Annotated in this window: 21 protein-coding genes and 1 riboswitch; of the genes, 12 read left to right on the forward strand and 9 right to left on the reverse strand. The window is 62.5% G+C overall.

Translation table 11 applies throughout. From position 1 onward, the window contains the following. Positions 1-7: 7 nt before the first annotated feature. The 4 genes from BDB13_RS01330 to BDB13_RS01345 form a co-directional block, all read right to left on the reverse strand. Positions 8-1156 carry an acetyl-CoA C-acetyltransferase gene (locus BDB13_RS01330; RefSeq protein WP_094270066.1) on the reverse strand — a complete coding sequence of 383 codons (1149 nt, stop codon included), beginning with the start codon at positions 1154-1156 and terminating at the stop codon, positions 8-10. An 11-nt stretch (positions 1157-1167) separates the two neighbouring features. Further along, on the reverse strand, positions 1168-1815 hold the full coding sequence (locus BDB13_RS01335; protein ID WP_094274585.1) for a TetR/AcrR family transcriptional regulator: 648 nt from the start codon (positions 1813-1815) through the stop codon (positions 1168-1170). A gap of 76 nt (positions 1816-1891) precedes the next feature. Continuing rightward, positions 1892-2704, reverse strand: a complete 813-nt coding sequence (locus BDB13_RS01340; RefSeq protein ID WP_094270067.1) for an SDR family oxidoreductase — start codon at positions 2702-2704, stop codon at positions 1892-1894. After that, the gene (locus tag BDB13_RS01345; protein ID WP_094270068.1) at positions 2705-3934 is read right to left on the reverse strand and encodes an acyl-CoA dehydrogenase family protein; all 1230 of its coding nucleotides are present in this window, start codon (positions 3932-3934) and stop codon (positions 2705-2707) included. It abuts the gene before it with no gap. Positions 3935-3989: 55 nt separating this feature from the next. Here BDB13_RS01345 and BDB13_RS01350 point away from each other — a divergent pair, with 55 nt between their 5' ends. The 7 genes from BDB13_RS01350 (at position 3990) to BDB13_RS01380 (ending at position 11374) form a co-directional block, all read left to right on the forward strand. Further along, on the forward strand, positions 3990-5531 hold the full coding sequence (locus BDB13_RS01350) for a FadD3 family acyl-CoA ligase (RefSeq protein ID WP_094270069.1): 1542 nt from the start codon (positions 3990-3992) through the stop codon (positions 5529-5531). Beyond that, positions 5528-6400, forward strand: coding sequence for an enoyl-CoA hydratase (locus tag BDB13_RS01355; protein ID WP_094270070.1), 873 nt, complete (start codon positions 5528-5530; stop codon positions 6398-6400). The genes BDB13_RS01350 and BDB13_RS01355 overlap by 4 nt, the downstream gene beginning before the upstream one ends. Beyond that, positions 6400-7560: an acyl-CoA dehydrogenase family protein gene (locus BDB13_RS01360; RefSeq protein WP_094270071.1), complete on the forward strand. Its 1161-nt coding sequence runs from the start codon at positions 6400-6402 to the stop codon at positions 7558-7560. Before BDB13_RS01355 ends, BDB13_RS01360 begins: the two co-directional genes overlap by 1 nt. After that, positions 7557-8525 carry an acyl-CoA dehydrogenase family protein gene (locus BDB13_RS01365; RefSeq protein WP_094270072.1) on the forward strand — a complete coding sequence of 323 codons (969 nt, stop codon included), beginning with the start codon at positions 7557-7559 and terminating at the stop codon, positions 8523-8525. Before BDB13_RS01360 ends, BDB13_RS01365 begins: the two co-directional genes overlap by 4 nt. After that, positions 8522-9574 (forward strand): acyl-CoA dehydrogenase family protein, encoded by a 1053-nt coding sequence (locus BDB13_RS01370; protein ID WP_094270073.1) that lies wholly within the window; start codon positions 8522-8524, stop codon positions 9572-9574. The genes BDB13_RS01365 and BDB13_RS01370 overlap by 4 nt, the downstream gene beginning before the upstream one ends. 280 nt (positions 9575-9854) lie before the next feature. Beyond that, positions 9855-10619 (forward strand): SDR family NAD(P)-dependent oxidoreductase, encoded by a 765-nt coding sequence (locus BDB13_RS01375; protein ID WP_094270074.1) that lies wholly within the window; start codon positions 9855-9857, stop codon positions 10617-10619. 89 nt (positions 10620-10708) lie between these two features. After that, positions 10709-11374, forward strand: coding sequence for a hypothetical protein (locus BDB13_RS01380; RefSeq protein ID WP_094270075.1), 666 nt, complete (start codon positions 10709-10711; stop codon positions 11372-11374). A 34-nt stretch (positions 11375-11408) separates the two neighbouring features. Here the strand turns inward: BDB13_RS01380 and BDB13_RS01385 are convergent, their stop codons facing one another. Continuing rightward, positions 11409-12404, reverse strand: coding sequence for a GlxA family transcriptional regulator (locus BDB13_RS01385; RefSeq protein ID WP_169634671.1), 996 nt, complete (start codon positions 12402-12404; stop codon positions 11409-11411). Between the two features lie 39 nt (positions 12405-12443). Between BDB13_RS01385 and BDB13_RS01390 the strand changes: the two genes are divergently transcribed. From BDB13_RS01390 to BDB13_RS01400, 3 genes are all read left to right on the forward strand, one after another. Further along, complete coding sequence (locus BDB13_RS01390; RefSeq protein ID WP_094270077.1) at positions 12444-14219, forward strand: acyl-CoA dehydrogenase family protein; 1776 nt, start codon at positions 12444-12446, stop codon at positions 14217-14219. Next, entirely contained in the window at positions 14216-15853 is a 1638-nt protein-coding gene (locus BDB13_RS01395; RefSeq protein WP_176459500.1) for an AMP-dependent synthetase/ligase, read from the forward strand. Before BDB13_RS01390 ends, BDB13_RS01395 begins: the two co-directional genes overlap by 4 nt. A gap of 233 nt (positions 15854-16086) precedes the next feature. Continuing rightward, positions 16087-16968, forward strand: coding sequence for an alpha/beta fold hydrolase (locus tag BDB13_RS01400; protein ID WP_094270079.1), 882 nt, complete (start codon positions 16087-16089; stop codon positions 16966-16968). 2 nt (positions 16969-16970) lie between these two features. Here BDB13_RS01400 and BDB13_RS01405 read toward each other — a convergent pair whose 3' ends face one another. Further along, positions 16971-17774, reverse strand: a complete 804-nt coding sequence (locus BDB13_RS01405) for an HAD family hydrolase (protein WP_254922667.1) — start codon at positions 17772-17774, stop codon at positions 16971-16973. Between the two features lie 66 nt (positions 17775-17840). On the opposite strand from BDB13_RS01405, the gene BDB13_RS01410 reads away from it, so the two are divergent. After that, positions 17841-18716, forward strand: a complete 876-nt coding sequence (locus BDB13_RS01410; protein ID WP_094270081.1) for an aldo/keto reductase — start codon at positions 17841-17843, stop codon at positions 18714-18716. On the opposite strand, the gene BDB13_RS01415 is transcribed toward BDB13_RS01410, so the two are convergent. Beyond that, positions 18694-19272: a TetR/AcrR family transcriptional regulator gene (locus BDB13_RS01415; RefSeq protein WP_094274586.1), complete on the reverse strand. Its 579-nt coding sequence runs from the start codon at positions 19270-19272 to the stop codon at positions 18694-18696. The two genes, BDB13_RS01410 and BDB13_RS01415, sit on opposite strands and share 23 nt — an antisense overlap. Before the next feature lie 375 nt (positions 19273-19647). Here BDB13_RS01415 and BDB13_RS01420 point away from each other — a divergent pair, with 375 nt between their 5' ends. Then, positions 19648-20949 carry a TrpB-like pyridoxal phosphate-dependent enzyme gene (locus tag BDB13_RS01420; RefSeq protein WP_094270082.1) on the forward strand — a complete coding sequence of 434 codons (1302 nt, stop codon included), beginning with the start codon at positions 19648-19650 and terminating at the stop codon, positions 20947-20949. A gap of 49 nt (positions 20950-20998) precedes the next feature. On the opposite strand, the gene BDB13_RS01425 is transcribed toward BDB13_RS01420, so the two are convergent. Together BDB13_RS01425 and BDB13_RS01430 are read right to left on the reverse strand one after the other, a co-directional pair. After that, positions 20999-21445 carry a hypothetical protein gene (locus tag BDB13_RS01425; protein WP_094270083.1) on the reverse strand — a complete coding sequence of 149 codons (447 nt, stop codon included), beginning with the start codon at positions 21443-21445 and terminating at the stop codon, positions 20999-21001. A 33-nt stretch (positions 21446-21478) separates the two neighbouring features. Next, positions 21479-21592, reverse strand: a riboswitch (SAM riboswitch). Positions 21593-21624: 32 nt separating this feature from the next. Continuing rightward, entirely contained in the window at positions 21625-22965 is a 1341-nt protein-coding gene (locus BDB13_RS01430) for a hypothetical protein (RefSeq protein ID WP_094270084.1), read from the reverse strand. Between the last annotated feature and the right edge of the window lie 29 nt (positions 22966-22994).

Here is a 22994-nt window from a genome sequence, read left to right on the forward strand (position 1 = left end):
AATTAGGTCAGAGACGCTCGATAATCGTCACGTTTGCGGTTCCGCCACCCTCACAGATGGTGAGCAGTCCGTAGCGTCCGCCGGTGCGCTCGAGCTCGTTGAGGAGCGTTGCCATCAGCTTGGTGCCGGTAGCGCCGAGCGGGTGGCCGAGTGCGATTGCGCCGCCGTTGACGTTGACCTTGGCCGGGTCTGCGCCGATTTCCTTGATCCAGGCGAGGACGACGGGGGCGAAAGCCTCGTTGATCTCGACCAGGTCGATGTCTTCGATGGTCAGGCCGGCCTTCTTCAATGCGTGCTGCGTTGCCGGAATCGGCGCGCTGAGCATGAAGATGGGGTCGTCGCCGCGTGCACTGAGGTGATGGATGCGCGCGCGGGGCTTGAGGCCGTGCTTCTTGACTGCTTCTTCCGACGCCAGCAGCAGTGCGCTGGCACCGTCCGAGATCTGGCTTGCGACAGCAGCGGTCAGGCGGCCGTCTTCGACGAGAACCTTGAGCGTTGCCATCTTTTCGAGGCTGGTCTCACGCGGACCTTCGTCGACTGTCGCGTCGCCCATGGTGACGATTTCGTTGTCGAAACGTCCGGCTGCGATAGCAGCCTTGGCGCGCTCATGGCTCTGCAGAGCCCACTTCTCGAGCTCTTCGCGGCTGACGTCCCACTTCTCGGCGATCATTTCGGCGCCCTTGAACTGCGAGACTTCCTGGTTGCCGTAACGCTCGGTCCAACCCACGGAACCTGAGGTCGGGGTCTCGAATCCGTACTGCTGGCCGACGATCATGGCTGCCGAGATCGGGATCTGGCTCATGTTCTGGACGCCGCCGGCAACGATCAGATCTGCGGTGCCGGACAGGATGGCCTGCGCGCCGAAGTGCACGGCCTGCTGGCTGGAACCACACTGACGGTCAACCGTCACGCCGGGAACGTGCTGCGGGTATCCCGCTGCGAGCCAAGCCATGCGGGCAATGTTGCCGGCCTGGCCGCCGATGGCGTCGACGCAGCCGAAGATGACGTCGTCGACGTCGGCGGGATCAATGCCGGTGCGCTCGACAACGGCCTTGACTACGTGAGCACCCAAATCGATGGGGTGCACAGCCGACAGCGCGCCGCCGCGCTTGCCGATCGGGGTGCGGATTGCATCGACGATGTATACCTCGGACATTATCTTCACTCCTAGTTTTGTTGTGCAGCAATAGTTTTAGATGACGCAGCTGGATCAGAGAGCCCGTCGAGCACGATCGCCAGGTACTGAGCTGCCACGGTGTGCGCAGTCAACGATCCACCGGGGCGGTACCAGCGCACGGCAACCCAGACGGTGTCGCGCATGAAACGGAAAACAAGTTCCACGTCGATGTCGGAGCGGAAGCTACCGTCGGCAACACCCGCCTCCAACACACCCACCCACAGGTCCCGGAACTCGGTGTTACGTTCCACCAGATACGAGAATCGTTCGTTCGCGACCAGATGCTTGACTTCGTCCTGGTAGATCGCGACGGCCGAGTGGGAGGCGTCGATCGCCTCGTACGAAGTGACGATCAACGCTTCGATCGTCGCGCGACTGTCAAGGCCGGCGGCGACGATTTCGCGGTACTTGCCGAACAATTCGTCGAGGAACTGGTGCAGGATCTCGTCGACCATCGATTCCTTGGAATCAAAATGGTGGTAGAGACTGCCGGACAGAATTCCGGCAGCATCGGCGATATCTCGTACCGTCGTCGCACGTACTCCGCGGTCGGCGAACAGGCCGGCTGCGATCGCGAGAAGTTCGTCGCGGCGTCCGGATTTTCCTGTCGTCTCGTCGGGATTACGGGGTGGAGTCATGAAATTCATCCTATCCAGGGCTTGCTGTGCGCCTTTCTGGTAGTCGCAACTACCAAAAAGGCGCACAGCAGGAGAACTACGCCCGCTGCGAAGAAACGGAAACGATCTCGCCGGTCATGTACGTCGTGTAATCGCTCGCGAGCATCGCGATGACCGAAGCGATTTCCCAGACCTCGGCTGCGCGGCCGTAAGCCTCGCCGGATGCCAGCTGATCCAGCAGTTCTTCGCTGGTGACCTTGGCCAGGAAGGCATGGCGCGCAATGGAAGGCGAGACGGCGTTGATGCGGACGCCGTACTCGGCTGCCTCGATGGCGCTGCAACGGGTCAGAGCCATGACGCCGGCCTTGGCTGCTGCGTAGTGAGCCTGCGAATGCTGTGCACGCCAGCCGAGAACCGAAGCGTTGTTGACCAGAACGCCGCCGTGTTCGACGCTCTTGAAGTAACGCAGAGCAGCGCGCGTCGCACGGAATGTGCTGTTGAGCGTGATGTCGAGGACGCGATCCCACTGATCATCGGTCATGTCGACGACGGGGGTTTCGCCGCCCAGGCCGGCGTTGTTGACGACGATGTCGATGCGGCCCATCTTCTCGACTGCGCCGTCGAACAATGCGTCGACCTGTGCGGTGCTGGAAACGTCGCAGATGATCGATTCGACCTGCTGACCCGGGAATTCAGCCTTCAGCTTTTCGACCGTCTCGCCGAGACGACGCTCGTGGAAGTCGGAGACCAGGACGTCGCCACCTTCGAGGAGTACGCGACGCGCGGTGGAGAAACCGATGCCGGTGCCGGCTGCGGCGGTGATGATTGCCTTCTTGCCCTTGAGCAATCCGTGGCCCGGGGTTTCTTCCGGAACGACGGACAGGGGCGAAACTACTGTGGAGTCAGACATTTAACGAGCCTCTCGGGGAAGACCGAGCACACGCTCGGAAATGATGTTGCGTTGAATTTCGTTGGAGCCGCCGTAGATCGTGTCGGCGCGCGTGAAGAGGAAGAGTCGCTGCCACTCGTCCAGCTCGAGGTGCTCGGGATCGGTGATGTCCGAAGGGTTTCCCTCGGAATCGGCCCACGGAGCAACCAACGACGACGCACCTTGCACGTCCATCGAAAGCTGGCCGAGGTCGCGATGCCAGTTGGCCCACAACAGTTTTGCGACCGATGCTTCGCTGCCACCCGTTCCGGCGTCGACCGCGTCGAGAGTACGCATCGCGTGGGCGCGCATGACACGCAGGCCGACCCAGGCGCGGGCGATCTTCTCGCGGATATGCGGATCTTGGTCACTGCCATTGGCTTTCGCCAGATCAACGACGCCCTGAAGTTCGCGGGCGAACCCGATCTGCTGACCGAGGGTGGACACACCGCGCTCGAAGGTGAGCAGGCCCATGGCGATCTTCCAGCCTTCGCCCGGTTCACCGACAACCAGTTCGGCTTCGGTGACGGCGTCGTCGAAGAAGACCTCGTTGAATTCGGAGGTGCCGGTGAGCTGCTGGATGGGACGCACGGTCACACCCGGTTGGTCCAGGGGAACGAGCAGGAAGCTCAGGCCCTGGTGGCGCTTGGAGCCCACCTCGGTGCGGCAGACGACGAAGCACCACTGGGCAACGTGAGCCAGCGACGTCCAGACTTTCTGGCCGTTGATGATCCACTTGCCGTCTTCGAGACGAGCCGTCGTCGAGACGTTGGCGAGGTCGGAACCGGCTCCGGGTTCGGAGTATCCCTGCGACCAGAGTTCGCTGACGGTGTTGATGCCCGGCAGGAAGCGACGCTTCTGTTCGTCGGTTCCGTAGGCGATCAGCGTCGGGCCGAGTAGCTCTTCACCGATGTGGCTGACGCGTGCGGGTGCACCCGACTTGGCGTACTCCTGATGGAAGATGACCTGCTGGGCGATGGTGGCTCCGCGGCCACCGAACTCCTTCGGCCACCCCAGGCACGTCCATCCGGCGGCAGCAAGGTGCTTGTCCCATTCGAGTCGCTGCTCGAAGAACTCGTGCTCGCTACCTGGGCCGCCCTTGCCCTTGAGCTGGGCAAATTTGCCCGTCAGGTTCTCGGCCAGCCACTGCGAAACTTCCGCTGCAAACTCGTCGTCCGTCATCTGCCCGTCCGGGCTCTCGCTCTGGTCCACATATGTAAGATAACCTACCAAGCACTTGCTAGGTAGCGTGTCAGGTAGGAGTCCAGTGACCGAACAACCGAGAACCATCCCATCAGCCCTCATCCGGGCCGCCGAGGAGTTCGGTGATCGCGCGGCAATCGCCGATGGCGACACCCGACTGACCTTTGCAGAGTTGCACCAGCGTGTCCGCGATTTCGCGGGCGCACTGATCACTCGTGGCGTGAAGGCCGGCGACCGCGTCGTCATCTGGGCACCCAACACCCACCATTGGGTGATCGCTCTGCTGGGCGCGCAGTACGTCGGAGCAGCGATTATCCCGATCAACACCCGGTACACCGGTACCGAGGCACTCGACATCATCGAGCGCGTCGACGCCGCTGCCCTGGTCATCGTCGGCAAGTTCCTCAAGGCCGATCGTTACCAGCAGCTGCTCGACGCGAATCCTGAGCTGTCCATTCCCACCGTCATCCGGATCACCGTCGACGGGGACGACGCACGCGACGGCGTCATCGAGTTCGAGGACTTCACTGCCCTCGCAACCGACGACGCTCGCGCCGAAGCAGATGCGCGGGCAGCAGCAGTACAGCCCGACGACATCAGCGACATCCTCTTCACCTCCGGCACCACCGGACGAAGCAAGGGCGCGATCAGTGCGCACCGTCAGTCCATGGCGGTGGCTCAGTCCTGGGGTGAATGCGCCGAGGTGACGGAGAAGGACAACTTCCTCATCATCAGCCCGTTCTTCCACACCTTCGGCTACAAGGCCGGAATTCTGGTGTGCCTGATCAACGGCGCGACCATCGTTCCGGTATCCGTCTTCAACATCGACGAGACTCTTGCACTGATCAACAGTGAGCAGGTCAGCATTCTGCCCGGCGCTCCGACGATCTACCAGACGATCCTCGATCACCCCCGTCGCGGCGAATACGACTTGTCGTCACTGCGCATCGCAATCACTGGTGCCGCTCCGGTACCGGTCGCGCTGGTCGAACGCATGCAGAGCGAACTGTTCGACGCAGTTCTCACTGCCTACGGGCTGACCGAAGCAGTCGTCGCCACCATGTGCCGCACCGACGACGATCCGGTCACCGTCTCCACGTCTTCGGGCCGTGCGACAGCCGATTTCGAGGTCAAGCTGGGCGATCAGAACGAGATCCTGCTTCGTGGACCGAACGTAATGCTCGGATACCTCGACGATCCCGAATCAACCGCCAAGGCCATCGACGCCGACGGCTGGCTGCACACCGGTGACATCGGAACCCTCGACGAGCGTGGATATCTCGATATCACCGACCGTCTCAAGGACATGTACGTCAGCGGCGGATTCAACGTCTACCCCGCCGAAATCGAAGGAATGCTGGCTCGTCTGCCTGGCGTCCACGAATCGGCTGCCATCGGCATCCCCGATCACCGGATGGGCGAGGTGGGACGCGTCTACATCGCCCAGCTCGACGGCGCCGGTCTCACCGAAGAGTCGGTGATCGCCTTCCTCAAGGAGAAGATCGCGGGCTTCAAGGTTCCCCGCGAGGTTCGCTTCGTCGATCATCTCCCGCGTAACCCTTCGGGCAAGATTCTCAAAACAGTTCTGCGCGAGGAACAGTCATGACCGTTCCCTTCGAAGTTGATGTCGTCACCTACGAGGTTCGCGGGTCCGTCGCGCTTGTGTCCTTGAACCGGCCCGACTACCGCAACGCTCAGAACTCGGTAGTGACGTACGCCCTCGACGCCGCCTTCCAGCGCGCTGTCGAAGACGACGACGTCAAGGTCATCGTCTTGGCCGGCAACGGACCTCACTTCAGTGCCGGACACGACCTGGGAACTCCGGGCCGCGACCATCACGTCGAGTACGAGAACAAGGCCACCATGTGGTGGGACCATGTCGACAAGCCCGGTGGTGACCAACGTTTCGCTCGCGAGATGGAGGTGTACCTGGGAATGTGCCGCCGCTGGCGGGAGATCCCCAAGCCCACCATCGCCATGGTGCAGGGTGCCTGCATCGCCGGTGGACTCATGCTTGCCTGGGTCTGCGACATGATCGTCGCCTCCGACGACGCATTCTTCTCCGATCCCGTTGTCCGCATGGGCATTCCCGGCGTGGAGTACTTTGCGCACCCGTGGATGGTCGGATCGCGTTTCGCCAAGGAGATGCTGTTCACCGGAGACCGCTTCACGGCGCAACGCGCCTACGAAATCGGCATGGTCAACCGCGTCGTCGCTCGCGACGAACTCGAAACGGAGACGTTCGCACTCGCCGAACGTATCTCGGAGATGCCACGCTTCGGCTTGGCGCTCACCAAGAAAGCAGTCAACCAGTGTGAGGATCAGATGGGGATGCGCAACGGCATCGACTCCGTCTTCGGTCTCCATCATTTCGCTCACGCCCACAATGCCGAAGTAGGCAAAGATTCACTTGGCGGTCTCGATGCCAAGGCAATGGCTGCCAGCGCTCGCAAGCCGCAGGAAGGAACAAACTAGTGGATCTCGTATTCGACGACGCCACAACCGCATTCCGTGACGAGGTCCGCTCGTTCCTGGAGGCGAATGTGCCCGCCACACCCCTGAAATCGATGGATACCGCCGAGGGCTTCGAAGAGCACCGTCAGTGGGAGCACACTCTCGCCGACGCCGGCTACGCCGTCGTTTCGTGGCCCAAGGAACTCGGCGGACGCGACGCGTCACTGCTCGAGTGGGTCATCTTCGAGGAGGAGTACTACCGCTCCGGTGCACCGGGACGTGTGAGCCAGAACGGCATCTTCCTCTTGGCTCCAACGCTTTTCGAGCATGCAAATGCCGAGCAGCTCGCTCGCATCATGCCGCGCATGGCCCGTGCCGACGACATCTGGGCCCAGGCCTGGTCCGAGCCCGAGTCCGGCTCCGACCTCGCAAGCCTGCGTTCGAGCGCCACGAAGGTCGACGGCGGTTGGCTGCTCAACGGCCAGAAGACGTGGAGCTCGCGTGCCAGCTTCGCTGACTGGGGCTTCGGCCTGTTCCGCTCCGATCCGGATGCGCAGCGCCACAAGGGCATCACGTACTTCATGTTCGACATCCGGTCGAAGGGCGTCACCGTACGCCCCATCGATCAGCTCGACGGAGAGCCCGGCTTTGCCGAGATCTTCCTCGAAGACGTCTTCGTTCCGGACGACCCGGCCAACCCCGGCGAGTCCGGTGTGATCGGTAGCGTCAACGAAGGCTGGCGCGTCGCGATGAGCACCGCCAGCAACGAGCGCGGCCTGTCGCTGCGTAGCCCCGGCCGCTTCCTCGCCACCGTCGACCGTCTGCTCGAGCTGTACAAGGCCAGCGGACGCACCGACGACAGCGCACTGCGCAACAAGGTTGCCGACGCCTGGATCGGCGCTCGGGCCTACCAGCTCAACACTTTCGGCACCGTGACGCGTCTCGCCGACGGCGGACAGCTCGGCGCCGAGTCCTCGATCAACAAGGTCTTCTGGTCCGAGTGGGACATCGCTACCCACGAGACCGCCCTCGACCTGCAGGGCCCCGAAGCCGAGCTGGCCGACAACTGGATGGACGGATACCTGTTCTCCCTGTCGGGCCCGATCTACGCAGGCACCAACGAGATTCAGAAAAATGTCATCGCTGAGCGTCTGCTCGGCCTACCTAAGGCGGACCGATGAGATTCGCGCTCGACTCCTCCCACCAGGACTTCGCTGCGAGCATCGATGCGTTGCTCACCAAGTCCGATATGCCCGCCGTCATCCGCGCCTGGAACGACGGTGACACCGCACCCGGCAAGAAGGTGTGGCAGCGCCTCGCCGAGACCGGCGTCAACGGCCTCGTCATCGCCGAAGAGCACGACGGTCTGGGCGCCGACGCCATCGACCTCGTTGTCGCGATCGAACAGCTCGGCCGCCATGCCGTTCCCGGCCCGGTTGTCGAAACCATCGCAGTAGTACCGACGCTTCTGGCTTCGGTTGCACCGGAACGCCTCTCCGCTCTAGCCGAGGGTTCCCTCGCGACTGTTGCCGCTCCCCCGAACACGCCGTTCGCACTCGACGCCAACTCCGTGGACCTGGTTCTGCTCGCACAGGGTGGCGCAGTCAACCTGGGTGTCATCGGCGAAGCCAAGGCGTCGGTAGACCTCTCCCGCAAGCTCTTCGAGGTCACCGCCGGTGATTCGCTCGGCAACGCCGACTTCTCGGCAGCCTTCGACATGGGCGCGCTGGCTACGGCAGCTCAGCTCCTGGGCCTCGGACAGACCCTGCTCGAGATCAGCACCGAATATGCGAAGCAGCGCAAGCAGTTCGGCAAGGTCATCGGACAGTTCCAGGCCATCAAGCATCACCTCGCCGAGGTTGCCGTTTCCCTCGAAATGGCTCGCCCGCTGCTTCACGGTGCCGCACTGTCGGTTCGCGACGGCTCCGCTGATGCTTCGCGTGACATCTCCGCCGCCAAGGTCGCCTGCGGCGATGCCGCCTACAAGGCTGCTCGCGTCGGTCTCCAGGTTCACGGTGCCATCGGTTACACGATGGAACATGACCTCTCGCTGTGGCTCACCAAGGTACGAGCACTGCTCACCGCCTGGGGTACTCCGGCAATGCACCGCGCACGCGTCGTCGAATCGCTAGTCTCGGCGTCATGAGCATCGACACCGAGGATCAGGCGGCGCTGCGCGCGTCGGTACGCGACCTCCTGAGCAAGCACTCCGACTCCGCTGCCGTCCGCGCAGCCATCACCACCGACATCGGCTACGACGCCGCTCTGTGGAACAAGCTGTGCGAACAGATCGGCATCGCTGCACTGGCGATCCCCGAGGAGTTCGACGGCGTCGGAGCAAGCTTGGCTGAAGTTCATGTGGTCCAGGAAGAACTGGGCCGCACACTGACGCCGTCGCCGATGCTGGGTTCCGCGATTCTCGCGGCGCAGGCACTGCTGCTCTCCGGTGACGCCGACGCGTGCTCGCGTCTGCTCCCCGGTGTCGCTGCCGGCGAAAGCATCCTCGCACTGTGCTGGGCCGGCGCTGCCGGCTGGAACACCTTCGGCGTCGAAGCCACCGAAGATGCACTGAACGGCACAGCGGCGTATGTCCTCGACGGGCATGTCGCCGACACTCTGCTGGTACTGACGGCCGACGGTTTCTACGAAGTGGATCCCGCAGCCGAAGGTGTCTCCCGGCGACGGGTTCCCACCATGGATCCGACGCGAACCCTCGCCGAGGTCACGTTCTCCGGTGTTCGCGGACGCCCGTTGCAGTGGTCCGAGGATCTGGTCGATCGCATCCGAACGGTTGTCTTGATCGCACTGTCCGCCGAACAGGTGGGCGCCGCCGCAGCCATCGTCGAACAGACTGTGGAATACACGAAGTCCCGCAAGCAGTTCGGTCGCGCGATCGGTTCCTTCCAGGCCCTCAAGCACCGGATGGCCGACATGTACACACTGGTCGAGACCGCCCGGTCCATGACCTACGCGGCTGTCGCAACACAGTCTGCCGGTGATGCCGCCATCGCCAAGGTGTACTGCTCGGAAGCACTGCAGGAGATCACGTCCGAGGCCGTCCAGCTTCACGGCGGAATCGCCATCACGTGGGAGCACGACGCTCAGCTGTACTTCAAACGTGCACACAGCAGTGCACAGTTGTTCGGGCAGCCAAGTGCCTACCTCCCCGAGTTGGCAACTGCCGCAGGGCTCTAGTACTTAAGTTGGATCTCTGAGCAAAACCGCCCGAATGCCCCCTCAGCCGAAATATGCTGAGGGGGCATTGGCGTCAAACTCACCCGGACCGTCTGACATTGCGGGAAGGGAATGCATGGCCGGCTAGCTGAGGAGGCCTTTCTTCTCGCCGTAACCCGACCAGCGCCACGCGAGATTCAAGCTGTCTTCGTTCACTGAATGGAACGCCCCCTGGTTCGGTGTGCTTCAGCGCGCAGAATGGGAAACGGCACAATCCACTTCGACAGACCGGAGAGTCTTCATGAATCGCTTCGACAACAAACGTGTCCTCATCAGTGGTGCAGGGTCCGGCATCGGGCAGGCCACAGTTGCTCGGATCCTGTCCGAAGGCGGCACCGTTGTCGCAGCCGATATTTCGGAAGACGGACTGGAACTCACTCGGGCCGCAGCCGTAGCTGCCGGTGACGGCGACCGGCTCAGCATCGTCACCGTCGACATCTCCAACGAGACTTCCGTGCACGAGCAGATCGGTTCTGCCATCACCGCACTCGGCGGACTCGACGTGCTGGTCAATGCGGCCGGAATTCTGCGCTCCGCACACACCCACGAGATGTCACTCGACTTCTGGAACACCGTCATCGGTGTCAACCTCACCGGCACATTCCTCATGACTCGTGAGGCTCTCCCGGCGCTGCTCGAAACCGGCAACGGCGTAGTGGTCAACTTCAGCTCCACGTCCGCAACATTCGCCCACCCGTACATGGCTGCATACGCCGCATCCAAGGGTGCCATCCAGTCCTTCACGCACGCAATCGCTCTCGAATACAGCAAGCAGGGCCTGCGCGCTGTTGCCGTCGCACCGGGCAGCATCGCGTCGGGAATGACCTCCAACCCCGGATTCCCCGAAGAGATCGACTACTCCCTCATCAGTAAGTTGCTGCCGGCCATCGGCAACGGCTTCGCTCCCCCGTCCGCAGTGGCCGGCGTGATCGCGATGCTCGCATCCGAAGACGGATCCTTCGTCACCGGAACCGAAATCCGCATTGACGGCGGCACACATATGTGACCGCGTGACTACGCAGGCAGTTCCGGGCGGCATACTTATGGTGTCGCCCGGAACGCGCCCGGTGGCACAAACTTCGGCGGGAGCCAGCGATGAGTGAACCGACAGGCAACACGCAACTCGAGCCTGTGTTGATCAGTCCCGTCGTCAGCGGCATGATCCGCACCTGGTCCGAGGACGAGACCCACTTGTGGAGCGTCGACAATCCCGAAGCCCTCGGCAAACTTCTCGGACGCGGAATAATCTCCCGTACTATGATGCCGGACAACAGATTTCGTGAAGTTGCCATGCTGGATCTGCAAGCGGGAACACTCACTGTTCAGCCGCGTTTCGCCTCCCCCGACAGCGCCGCCCTCGCCGAGCCTTTCCAACTCGGTGATGCGATTCCCGTCGTCGGAGATCCGTGGGACGATCTCGAACTTGTACTCGCATCGGTCGCACTCTCGGCCGCCGGACGCGGTGAATTCTGGCTCGCCGAACTCGGCGGATGGGACGCTCCGCCGCAACCACATTGCCTGTTTGCCGTGATCAGCGAAGACGGCACGGCCAATGCCGTCATGGAAGCAGCGCCGGCGCCCGCCGATACCGGCGTCTGGCCTGACGTTCCGAACGATCAACCCGGAGTGTCGGTGGCCGCCCCGGCATCACAGGACACCATCGAGGCCGCCGGCATCTTCGCCACAGCAGCGATCCAAACGTGGAACGTCCATCCGTGGGATGTCGCCCTGACGTTCGGGAAACTCGAGGATTTTGCCTGACGCCTATCACCCGGTAAACCCACGCCGCCCCGAATCACCGCTCGACTGAGCGGGTTCCGCCTTTGGCTGTGGCACGGATGGCGCTGGGCCGTCGACCCCAGGTGCGTAGATATGCATCCGAAAACGCGCCGGTATTGGTGTATCCGACCCGCCGGGCAACCTCTGAAACTGTGAGCCGGTGGTTGCGCAACAAGTCGTCGGCGACGGACATTCTCAGTCGAGTGAGGTATTCGGTCGGTAATTCCCCTGTCGCAGAAAGGAATCTGCGCGTCAGCGTGCGCGGACTCATCGAGAAGTGTGTGGCGAGCCGGGAAAGCTGGACGGGGTGATCGTAGTGAGTCTCGAGCCATAGTTGGACGTCGAGAATGTCGGCGTGCCCGTGATATTTGGCGGCGTCGAATTCGACTTGCGTGACTCGATACGACCGGTGGAAATCGACGAGGTAGTCGTCCGCGACGGACGCCGCGACACGCGGCCCGTGCAGTCGCTCGATAAGGGACACGGCCAAGTCAGCTCCCGAGTTGATCCCCTGCGCGCAGAACACCCCTCCGGCGGCGGTGAGCGCGCGCGTCGGCTCCAGATTGACCGCGGGGAAGTGCTCGGCAAAAGCCGCGGCAGCCTGAGGATACGTAGTCGCAAGGCGACCATCCAGAATGCCCGCCGACGCGACCAACGTGGTGGCGGTGCCCGCTGCGCCGATCAAAGACCCCGCGTCGTGCGCTCGGGCGAGCCACGACTCGATCGCCGCCGTCCCAGGACCGGGCCAGCCCCACACCCCGGCGACCCACACCAGATCGACCGTGCCCTGCAGATCGTCGATGCCGCAATCAGCGTCGATGTAGGTGTTGCCGCCGCAGCAAATTGGTTCGCCGTCCGTGGAGGCGATGAGAACTCGGTGTGGCCCGGCCGGTGCGATGAGCGTGGCGGCCCAGAAGAGATCCTTCGCCAAGGCGATGCTCATCGCGACGGCTCGGGGCGGACAGAGGATCACCACTGTTGTCTCTTGCGCCGATTGTTCTGTCTGTTTCACCGATAGATTTGGCTCCATAGTCCTCGTAACGTACTTGACATGACAGCGACGCGGATCACACCCAATTCCATCAAGGCCGGCGGCAGTAGCGAGGCATCCCAGCCGAATCACCACAAATTCCGCGGCGAGTATGCCCGTTTCCAAGAAAAGGTGGAAGAGAATTTCTGGGATCGCCAGGGCCAGATGCTGCACACACTCCGCCAGTACTTCCCGGCGGAGCAGTTGGAGAGCATCGCGAGCGAGCTCGATCAGGCCGGCGCTACGCTCGCTGCAGTGCAGCCGGCGGCGAACGCCAACGATTCGCGCATGAACTACCCCGTCCATGAGCCGTATGACGGCATCGGGCGTCGCATCGACGAAGTGCGCCATCACGGCGGATACGCGGAGGTCGGCGACGCCATCTACGGCACCGACATCGTGCGCCGGCTCACCGAACGCGGTGGCCTCAAGGAAGGTTTCGCCTTCTACTTCCTCGCCAGCATGCTCGGCGAAGCCGGCCACAATTGCCCGGTCATCTGCAACTTCGAGACCGCTCGCCTGCTGGAGAAGCACCCGGAGATCCCCTTCGCCCAGGAGTGGATCGGGAAGCTCCTCACTCCCAATTACCGCGACAACCTCACCGCCTCGCAGTTCCTGACCGAGGTGACCGGAGGATCCGACGTCGGTGCCAACGCGACCATCGCGGAGCGCGACGAGGACGGCGAGTGGCGGATCACCGGTGAGAAGTGGTTCACCTCCAATGCCGATGCCGACTTGAACATCATCACCGCCCGGTATGACATCGATCGCCTTGGGACCAAGGGCTTGTCGGTGTTCCTGGTCCCCCGCACATTGCCGGACGGCTCGCACAACTCGTACACGCTGCGCCGACTGAAGGACAAGCTCGGAACGCGCGCGCTCGCCACCGCGGAAATCGACTACCGCGGAGCCTGGGCCATTCCACTGAGCGACGACGCCGAACGCGGCTTCAACATCGTCATGAGCAATTTCATCCATCTCTCCCGGATGGCGCTGTCCGTCGCCGTGATCGCAATGTCGACGCGGGCATACGACATCGCCAAGATGTACGCGCAGGAACGCTCCGTCTTCGGCCGGACCGTCATCGACCATGCCGTCAACAGGGAGAATCTCGCCCTGATGCGCTCGCACACCCTCACGATGCAGGCCGGGCTGTGGCAGCTGATCGATCTGCAGGACCAGGTGGATCTCGGCATTGTCAACGACACCGAGTCGACTCGCTACATCCGCCTGATGTCGAGCGCGGTCAAAGCTGTCGCCGGTGAGGCAGCCGTCGATCATTGCCACCATGCGCTCGACACGTTCTCCGGGAACGGCACCATCGAGACCTTCTCCCCCATCCCGCGTTTGCTCCGTGACGCGATCACTCAGGAAAACTGGGAAGGCGCACACAACGCGATCCGAGCCCAGGTGATGCGAGACATCCTGCGCTACAACGTCGATGACGCGTACCTCGTCGTCATGCGCCGTTTCGCGGGCAAGATGGCGTCGCTCGAGGACGCATCGATGGTGGCCGACCGTCTCGACCGCATCGAAGAAGCAGTAAAGGTGATCAGGGCGTCGGAGGACGACGACGAGCGCCACATGCTCGTAACCTGGCTGATCCGCGACATGGTCAATGTCGCGGGCTGGGCGGCACTGCTCTCCGAAGCCCGTGACCAGGAGGACAAGGACGGCGGCTCGGTGAAGCGTCATGCGGCGAACCTCTTCCAGATGAGGTACCTCGAGGAAGGTCGCCCCACTTACTCCCAAGCCGAGCGGATCGCAATCGACGGGGTAATCGAATGGACCCGATGACCATGCCCGACATCCCGGCGACACTCGCCGCACTCGCCGTAAGCGGCGCGCGGCACGGCGATTTCCCGGCGTTCCGCCACCGTGGGCCGGATGGTCTCGGCGGCGACTGGCACGACGTGAGTTACCTCGAGGCCGACGAGCTGATCCAGCGCACTGGGGCCGGGTTGGTCGCGATGGGGATCGCCCCCGGCGACCGCATTGCAATCTTCGCGGATTCCCAAACCGCTTGGACCGTAGCAGATATGGCGATCTTCGCGGCTGGGGCCGCGACGGTCCCCGTCTTCTCGACAAGCACTGCGGCCGAGGTGGATTGGGTCCTGCGCGACAGCGGGACCAGTCTGGTGTTCGTCGACAACACCACCACCGCGGAAATAGTTGACTCGCTCGGCTTGGGCCTGACCGTCATCGGCCTGCACCCGGGATTAGTCGCGGAGTCAATCGAGGATGTAGCTGCGCGCGGCGACGACGCCACCCACCGAGCGGAGTTGCTGGCACGCGCAAAGGCAGTGACACCGAATGACGTCGCCAGCGTCGTCTACACCTCGGGAACGACCAGCAAGTCGAAGGGTTGCACGCTCACCCACGACAACCTGCGGGGTGTCTACGCCGGTTTGCTCGCGTACAAGATGGTCCTGCCCGGAGAGACCGCTGCGGTGTTCCTCCCCCAGGCTCACCTGTTCGCCCGCGTCGTCGTGCTGTGCTGCTATGCCTACGGCAGCACCGTCGCTTACGTCTCCAAAGATCCACAGCAGATGCTGCCGGACCTGGGTGAGATCAAACCGCATTACATCCCGGCGGTGCCCCGGATCTTCGAGAAGCTGTACTCCGCCGTCCATGCCGACCCGACCCGATCCCACCAGGACCGCCTCGCCATGACCCGGGCGATGCTGGGCGGGCGCGTCCGGCAATTCAGCGCCGGTGGAGCTCCGATCGACTTGAAGATCCTGGAATTCTTCCATGAGGCTGGAGTCCCGGTCCTTGAAGGCTTCGGACTCACCGAAGGTGGTGGTGTGGTGACAAATTCCGCGACCGACGCCTTCAAGCTGGGTTCTGTCGGACGTGCCCTTCCCGGATTCGAGATCAAGATTTCCTCCGAAGGAGAGCTCCTGGTCGGCGGTGTCGGCGTGTTCACCGGCTACCAGAACAACCCGGAGGCCACCGCGGCGGCGCTGCGTGACGGGTGGCTGCACACCGGCGACCTGGGCTCGATCGACGAGGACGGGTATCTCACGATCACGGGGCGGATCAAAGATCTCATCATCACCTCCGGCGGGAAGAACATCGCGCCGACCCCGATCGAGCACGAACTCTCCCGGCACCCGCTCGTCTCGCAGGGACTCGTCGTCGGTGACCGGCGACCGTTCTGCTCGGCGCTGTTCACACTGTCCCCGGCCGCGGTCGAGCACTACGAGGACCCTGCGCGCGAGATCGAGCAGATCATCGAAACGGTGAACGAGACCTTGCCGGGCTACTCACAGATCCGAAAATGGCAGATCCTTCCCGAGGAACTGTCGATCGACGCGGGCACGCTGACCGCAACACAGAAGATCCGGCGCAGCGCGGTTTTGGAACGCTACGCGGATCTGATCGACACGATGTACGCCAACATCGGGAGACCGGTTGAAGTGCACTAGTGAGTGCATGACCACGTAAATATCCGGAGAGGGATTCCCCTGACCTTCGGAAAGCTCGAAGGACTCACCTGATCCGCGCATCAGGTGAGTCCTTCGTCTCCACGCTGGGCACCGGTCACGGTTCATCACAACACCCCGGATGACAACGACATCAGACCTTCCGATGGGCATACTGAGGGAACTGGGCACTCCCCGGTAACAGATACTTTGGATTCACTCTGGAAGGTTCAATCATGGCAACCGACCAACTGCAGACCGTTGTACTGCACGGTGACCAGCTGAAATACATCGATCAGGGCGACGGGCCCGTCGTGGTGTTGATCCACGGCCTTCTCGGAGCGCACTCCAACTGGGAACCGCAGATCGAGACACTTTCCCGGCGCTACCGCGTCATCGCGCCCGATCTGTTCGGCCATGGCGCCTCCGACAAGCCTGCCGGCGATTACTCACTGAGCGCGCATGCAGCAACCGTGCGTGACCTACTCGAAGCCCTCGACATCCCGTCCGCCACGCTGGTGGGCCATTCACTCGGCGGCGGAGTCGCCATGCAAACGCTGTACTTGTTCCCCGACCGCGTCGAGCGCCTGTGCCTGGTCGCCAGCGGCGGCTTGGGACCGGAGGTCAGCCCACTCCTCCGCGCGGCAACGTTGCCGGGCAGCGAGTTGGTACTTCCCCTCCTCGCTTCGAAGGCGCTGACCGACGCCACGGACAAGGTGCTCGAACAGTTCAACAAGATCGGCCTGTTCAAATTGGGTGCGAGCGCCACCGAGGCGCGCAAAAGCTTTGCCTCCGTTGCCGATGCGTCCACTCGCCAAGCATTTCTGGCGACAGCCCGATCCGTGATCAACTACCAAGGCCAGACTGTCACGGCTACACCGCATTTCGAGAAGTTCAAGAACCTGCAGGCGCTACTGGTCTGGGGTGCGGAAGACAGCATCATCCCCAACACCCACACCCAGAATGCGGTTGCAGAGCTCCCCCTCGGCCGCGTCGAAATCTTCCCTCGCGCCGGGCATTTCCCGCATCTTGACTATCCTGATCGCTTCGATCGAGTATTCGCAGAGTTCATGACGGACTGCGGCGTGGGTTTCGGACCGAAAGCCGTCAACAGCTGAAACTACCGACCTGCCACCAACTCCTCGAGATAACTCGCCACCCCGTCGTCATTGTGGCTCGGCAATACCCGATCGGCTAGTTCGAGGATCTCGGGCAGAGCGTTCGACGGCGCCAGAGCGGTGCCCGCCCACATCAACATCGCCATGTCATTGAAGGCGTCACCCGCGGCTGCAACCTCCGAAGGTTCGATGCCTTCTGCCGCGCACAACTGTGCCAGCGCACTGGCTTTGGATACACCGGCCGCCGCCATTTCCATGTACGGGGCACCCGAGTGAGTCAGTTCGACGCCGGCAATCCCGGCAGCCACCGCAGTCCGGTAAAGGTCAGCACTCGGAACGTGCGGGTGCCGAGCAACGATCTTCACCATCGGTTCGATCTCCAGAGGCAAGGCGTCCGCGAGAACCATCTCGTGGAGGTGTCGGTGATGATCCGAGAAATCACACAGCGCAGCGTATTCCGGTTCCGCAAAGAATTGGGTAGGCCCGACGTTTGCAAACACGACACCCGGAATCAACGCTCGAATTTGCTCCATTGCCGTTGCTGCCAAAGACGTTTCGATCGAGACAGTATCGACGATCCTCGGGGTACCGTCGGCAAGATCGAGTATGACGGCGCCGTTGGCGCACACCGCTTTACCGCGAAATCCGCAGGAACTTGCGAGAGTGTGTACGGAATGGCGAGCACGCGCCGTGGCCCACACGACTTCGATCCCGGCGAGCCGCGCATTCTCCATCGCCAGCGCGGTACGCTCCGAAATTGTTCGATCGGAGCGCAGCAGAGTGCCGTCGAGATCGGTGGCAAACATTCGGATTCCATTCACGTAGGTCAATGATGCCAGGAAAACCTCAGACGACCTCGATAGCCTGGTTGCATGAGCATCCCCGACATCACGCTGAATTCCGGAACAACCATCCCGCAACTCGGCCTCGGCGTCTGGCAGGCCACCAATGACGAAACCGAACACGTCGTGCGATTTGCGCTCGACGAGGCCGGATACCGCCACATCGACACGGCCTCGGCGTATGGCAACGAAGAAGGCGTCGGACGCGGCATTGCACGTTCATCAGTTGCCCGCGAAGACGTCTTCCTGACCACCAAGCTGTGGAACTCGGATCAGGGTTACGAACCTGCACTGAAGGCATTTGATACGAGCATCGACAAACTGGGCGTCGATTACGTCGATCTCTACCTCGTTCACTGGCCGCTCCAGGACAAGGAACGTCTGCTCCGCACCTGGGACGCGATGGAGAAGATCGCAGAATCCGGCCGCGCGAAGGCCGTCGGTGTTTGTAATTTCGAACCCCACCACCTGCAGCTTCTCGTCGACCGCGGTGGGCTGCTCCCGGCGGTGGACCAGGTGGAATTGCATCCACACCTCCCCCAGCACGCGATTCGCGAGAAGGCCGCCGAGCATGGAATTGCCGTCGAATCGTGGAGCCCACTCGGCGGCACCAGCAACGCCGGCTGGGGTCCGGCGTCCAAACCGAACACGCTCCTGACGGATCCGATCATCACCCGCATCGGTGACCGTCACAGCAAGTCGGCGGCGCAGGTATTGATTCGTTGGCATCTGCAGAACGGTTTGATCGTGATTCCCAAGTCCGTTCACGATGCCCGCATAGCCGCCAATATCGACGTCTTCGACTTCGAATTGACCGAACTCGACCTCAGCGAAATTGCGACGCTCGACGACGGCACCCGCGTCGGCGCACATCCGGACGAACTTAATATTGGTGCGCCACAGTAATTTTCGACAGTTCCTGCAAGGTCGCCATTACTCGTTCGAGGGGTTCGATGCTCCGCGTCGTCTGACACAGTGCAACGGCCCCCTCGATCGAGGCGATAGTCAGGTTTGCCATCGACTGAGCCTGCACTGCCGGTGAACCTGCGGATTCCAGCGCAGCCTCGACGAGTTTCTGCCAACCGGCGAGAACCTCAGCAGCAGCCTCCGCGACTTCGGGCTCACTGGCTCTGGCCAGCCCGCCGGCGATGACGGGGCAGCCGATCGCGTAGTCGGACTGCGCGAGGTTACGACGCCAGATATCGCCGACGGCATCGATGACGTCGGCGGGCGAACCCGTGACTGCTGCCGCACTGATCCTGCGAGTGATTATCGCGCCGGCAGCCTGCACCGCCTCAACCATCAGCTGAGTCTTCCCGCCCGGAAAGTGGTGGTAGATGGAACCACGCGGCGCCCCGCTGTGCTTGATCACGTCGTTGAACGAGGTCGCGTCGACGCCATTGCGGCTGATCAACTCGACTGCGCTGCGGACCATCCGGTCACGTGAACTCACCTCTGCCATCGCCGCAGCTCCTTCACGCACCTCGTGGACTGGATTCACCACCACGCTACGTCATGGGAGCAGTGATTCGGGCCGGGAGTGAGCACCCTCCGTGTGTAGTGAGCACCCGTTCTTGCCTGCTGAAAGGGGCGCTAGCTCGAGACAAACGGTGCTCACTCGAATTGCGGCCCGTTCACCGAGCCGACACACACCGCTTCCGAACCCGCGATGTACCATCGCGTCGTGACCTTGCTTCCTACACACACCTGGTGGCTTGACCGCTGACGGTCAGCCGCAACTGCGTGCTGTCCCGAATCAGATCGGGTGGTCCGCACGCTCCTGCATTGGATCCCCCGATACTCGTATCAGGTACTCGAATCCATGAAGGAGAGTTAGTTGACCACCACACCACTCAACCGTTCGCTCGAGCCATTGGGCGTATCCATCCCGTCGAAGGTTCCGACGCATTGGTACAACCTGGCGGCTGACCTCCCCGAACCCGTCCCTCCGCACCTGCACCCCGGTACCCGTGAGCCACTGGGCCCCGAGGATCTGGCGCCGCTGTTCCCGATGAGCCTCATCATGCAGGAAGTGGCAACGGAGCGATACATCGAGATCCCGGAGACCGTCCGCGAGATCTACGGCATGTGGAGGCCCTCTCCGCTGGTCCGGGCACACCGGCTCGAGCGCGCCCTGGGAACGCCGGCGCGTATCTACTACAAGTACGAAGGCGTCAGCCCCGTCGGTTCACACAAGCCGAATACCGCTGTAGCTCAGGCGTATTACAACGCACTTGAAGGAACGACCAAGCTCACCACCGAAACGGGCGCGGGCCAGTGGGGCGCATCGTTGTCCTTCGCCGGCGCCCTTCTCGGACTCGAGGTCGAGGTCTGGCAGGTCCGCTCATCCTTCGACTCGAAGCCGTACCGTCGCATCCAGATGGAGGCCTACGGCGGAATCTGCCACCCGTCGCCGTCGGATCTGACGGAAGCTGGTCGCGCACTGCTGAAGTCGCACCCCGGCACCTCGGGTTCACTGGGTATGGCGATCAGCGAGGCAGTCGAGGTTGCTGCTCAGGATCCCAATACCCACTACTCCCTCGGTAGCGTTCTGAACCACGTCATGCTGCACCAGACCGTCATCGGCCAGGAAGCAATGGTTCAGCTCGAAGAGGCCGGCGACGCCGTACCGGACATCGTGTTCGGTTGCGCTGGTGGAGGTTCCAACCTGGCTGGTCTGACATTCCCGTTCCTCGGACGCAATCTGCGTGAGGGCACCAAGACTCGCCTGGTCGCCTGCGAGCCGTCAGCGTGCCCGTCCTTGACCGAGGGTGAGTACCGCTACGACTTCGGTGACGTTGCCGGTCTGACGCCGCTGCTCAAGATGCACACGTTGGGGAAGGATTTTGTTCCCCCGGCCATCCACGCCGGCGGCCTGCGGTACCACGGCATGTCGCCGATGGTCTCGCACGCTGTCAACCTCGGTTTGATGGACGCCATTGCAGTTGGCCAGGACGAGGCACTGCAGGCCGGGCTGGTATTTGCCCGCGCCGAAGGCATCATCCCCGCACCGGAATCGACTCACGCCGTCGCCGGGGCAATTGCCCACGCACGCAACGCGACCGAGCCGGAGGTGATCGTGATCGGGTTGTCCGGCAACGGTCAGCTGGATCTGCCCGCGTACTCGCAGTACGTCTGACGAACCGGTGTCGGTACCTCCCGTTCCCGGGAGGTACCGATACCGCCGGTCACGCCGCAGTACGCACTCTGCGAGCTTGATCGAGAAGTAACGCATGCAACGGGTGAAATGAACTGGCCGGACTGATTTCAACGATCGAGCCGTCCGACAGCGACCTTCTGAGTGCGCCGACCTTGACACCGTTTCTCGTGAGCGCCCGGATCTCCTGAAGACCACTGCGGGTGGGGGCAACCTCGTACTCGTACCTGCTGGGATCGAAAAGATCTCTGTGCCAGACGGTTTCCTCTCCGAGGACTGTGACGCCGGCCGTTTCATCGCGTGCAACGGTATCCACGGTGAAGACAATTTTGCCCCGAGAATCCTTGTGCGACTGCGGAAATCCCACTACCAGGACGCGCCCTCCCCCGGCAACGATCAAGTCACCCGGGACCAAGGTTGCTGGATCGAGCAACTCTTCGGGACTCAACTCAGCGTGATCAAACACATTTTCGCTCATTACGAACTCCTGCGGCTTGGCCCGCCGCGGACGGGGGCGCTCTTGCCCGTACCGGTCGGTGCGGACCGCTTCGTCATCCGAACCACCCCGGAACGCCAGTGGGGTTGGTGTGCGGCCAGTCGGAGCTTGGCACCGCATCTCGTGAAGCTGACCCAAGGGTACATCAAAGTTTCGACATGTCACATCTTTTGAGTACCGACCAAGTTCCCGCGGGCGCGGGCCGGCCGCGCAATGAGCTCGAGAGCAAGTAGGGCCAGTACGGTAATGAGCACTGTCACCGCCACCACGACCCCGGACGGATATCGCCAGAAAATCAATACGGCTACAGCAATCGCAACAAACAAAACTCGAAGCGCCACACTGTATTTAGCGCACATCACCTCGATGGCACGGGGCTCACGATCCGCACTCGGAGACCTTACCGAGTCGACAGCCTTGCTGAACCCGCGGCGCACGGCACTGGCCGACGCCGAGTGACCGGTGAGGTAGCCGACCACCGCGATGACAATGGCGAGAATGAATACAGCGCGCAGGCTGGTCTTGAGCGGCAAGAGAAGCGTGTCGATGAGTACCGCCGCCGCTTGAGGTGAGAGGACATCCGACGGAATATCGTCCAGATACACCGCCCGCCCGATGCTCAGTGCTATCGCCAGGAGCGCCATCGCCACGGCAATACTGACGCCGACCAAGGCCAGAGCGCGTCGACGCGACCCGGCCGGTGCGCACCAGATTGCCCCCGCGGCAGCAATCAGAATCAACCACGGCAACACAGCCGACGCTTTGTCCAGAGCTGACACCACCCGCTGCGCCTTGACCAGGTTCGGTGATTCGAAAATCACGAACGTCTTGTTCACGTCCGGAATCTTGTCGGCAAAGGCAAACCCACGATCGGTGAGTACCGTGCTGGCCCTTTCGATGATCGGTGCAAGCGAGATACTGACCTCGCCCTGATCATTGATCTGAATTCCAGCTCTTGTATCGCCGGTCAACACGGCCGTCAACGATTGGTGGGCCTGTTTGTTCGCCTCGATCCACAGCGTTTCGAACTGATCCGAGGCCACCAACGATCCCACCGTCTGATGGATGAACGATTTCGCTTGACCCGCAATCACGGGCGCGAGCCCCACAACTACCGGGGGCACACGCTCCGCATTCTCGGTCAGAGACGTCAACGCGTCCGCGGTCACCTTTTCGATATCCAATTGGGAATCGATCTCATCGGTGATTCGGTCGGTGATTTCGCCTTGCAGGACCGGATTGGACCCCAGCGGGGCGATGGTCTGCACATAGCGGTCGGTATCGAGCACTTCGCTGCGCGCATACCGAGCCAGAACGCCGCAGAACGACAGCACCAGAATCAAGACGAGGAGGATCCCGACGCCGGTCCACCGAAGTCGCGAGTGGCCACCGTGCTTCCCGTCGTCATGCTTCTCTCCGCTGGTCGCCGCCAGTTGGGCGCGTAATTTCTCCAGTTCAGCGCGCTCCGAATTGCTGAGCGGTTGGGCATCTGCGGATTCCATATGGGGTCTCGGTATCGCTCGATCAAGCG

This window comes from Rhodococcus sp. OK302, assembly GCF_002245895.1.
In the GTDB taxonomy this organism is placed as follows: Bacteria; Actinomycetota; Actinomycetes; order Mycobacteriales; family Mycobacteriaceae; genus Rhodococcus_F.

What these genes read in the sequence shown, in the direction of transcription:
- BDB13_RS01330 (WP_094270066.1), bottom strand. Translation starts at nt 1,156, where the DNA reads ATGTCCGAGGTATACATCGTCGATGCAATCCGCACCCCGATCGGCAAG.
- BDB13_RS01335 (WP_094274585.1), bottom strand. Translation starts at nt 1,815, where the DNA reads ATGACTCCACCCCGTAATCCCGACGAGACGACAGGAAAATCCGGACGC.
- BDB13_RS01340 (WP_094270067.1), bottom strand. Translation starts at nt 2,704, where the DNA reads ATGTCTGACTCCACAGTAGTTTCGCCCCTGTCCGTCGTTCCGGAAGAA.
- BDB13_RS01355 (WP_094270070.1), top strand. Translation starts at nt 5,528, where the DNA reads ATGACCGTTCCCTTCGAAGTTGATGTCGTCACCTACGAGGTTCGCGGG.
- BDB13_RS01365 (WP_094270072.1), top strand. Translation starts at nt 7,557, where the DNA reads ATGAGATTCGCGCTCGACTCCTCCCACCAGGACTTCGCTGCGAGCATC.
- BDB13_RS01370 (WP_094270073.1), top strand. Translation starts at nt 8,522, where the DNA reads ATGAGCATCGACACCGAGGATCAGGCGGCGCTGCGCGCGTCGGTACGC.
- BDB13_RS01375 (WP_094270074.1), top strand. Translation starts at nt 9,855, where the DNA reads ATGAATCGCTTCGACAACAAACGTGTCCTCATCAGTGGTGCAGGGTCC.
- BDB13_RS01380 (WP_094270075.1), top strand. Translation starts at nt 10,709, where the DNA reads ATGAGTGAACCGACAGGCAACACGCAACTCGAGCCTGTGTTGATCAGT.
- BDB13_RS01390 (WP_094270077.1), top strand. Translation starts at nt 12,444, where the DNA reads ATGACAGCGACGCGGATCACACCCAATTCCATCAAGGCCGGCGGCAGT.
- BDB13_RS01395 (WP_176459500.1), top strand. Translation starts at nt 14,216, where the DNA reads ATGACCATGCCCGACATCCCGGCGACACTCGCCGCACTCGCCGTAAGC.
- BDB13_RS01400 (WP_094270079.1), top strand. Translation starts at nt 16,087, where the DNA reads ATGGCAACCGACCAACTGCAGACCGTTGTACTGCACGGTGACCAGCTG.
- BDB13_RS01405 (WP_254922667.1), bottom strand. Translation starts at nt 17,774, where the DNA reads ATGTTTGCCACCGATCTCGACGGCACTCTGCTGCGCTCCGATCGAACA.
- BDB13_RS01410 (WP_094270081.1), top strand. Translation starts at nt 17,841, where the DNA reads ATGAGCATCCCCGACATCACGCTGAATTCCGGAACAACCATCCCGCAA.
- BDB13_RS01415 (WP_094274586.1), bottom strand. Translation starts at nt 19,272, where the DNA reads ATGGCAGAGGTGAGTTCACGTGACCGGATGGTCCGCAGCGCAGTCGAG.
- BDB13_RS01425 (WP_094270083.1), bottom strand. Translation starts at nt 21,445, where the DNA reads ATGAGCGAAAATGTGTTTGATCACGCTGAGTTGAGTCCCGAAGAGTTG.
- BDB13_RS01430 (WP_094270084.1), bottom strand. Translation starts at nt 22,965, where the DNA reads ATGGAATCCGCAGATGCCCAACCGCTCAGCAATTCGGAGCGCGCTGAA.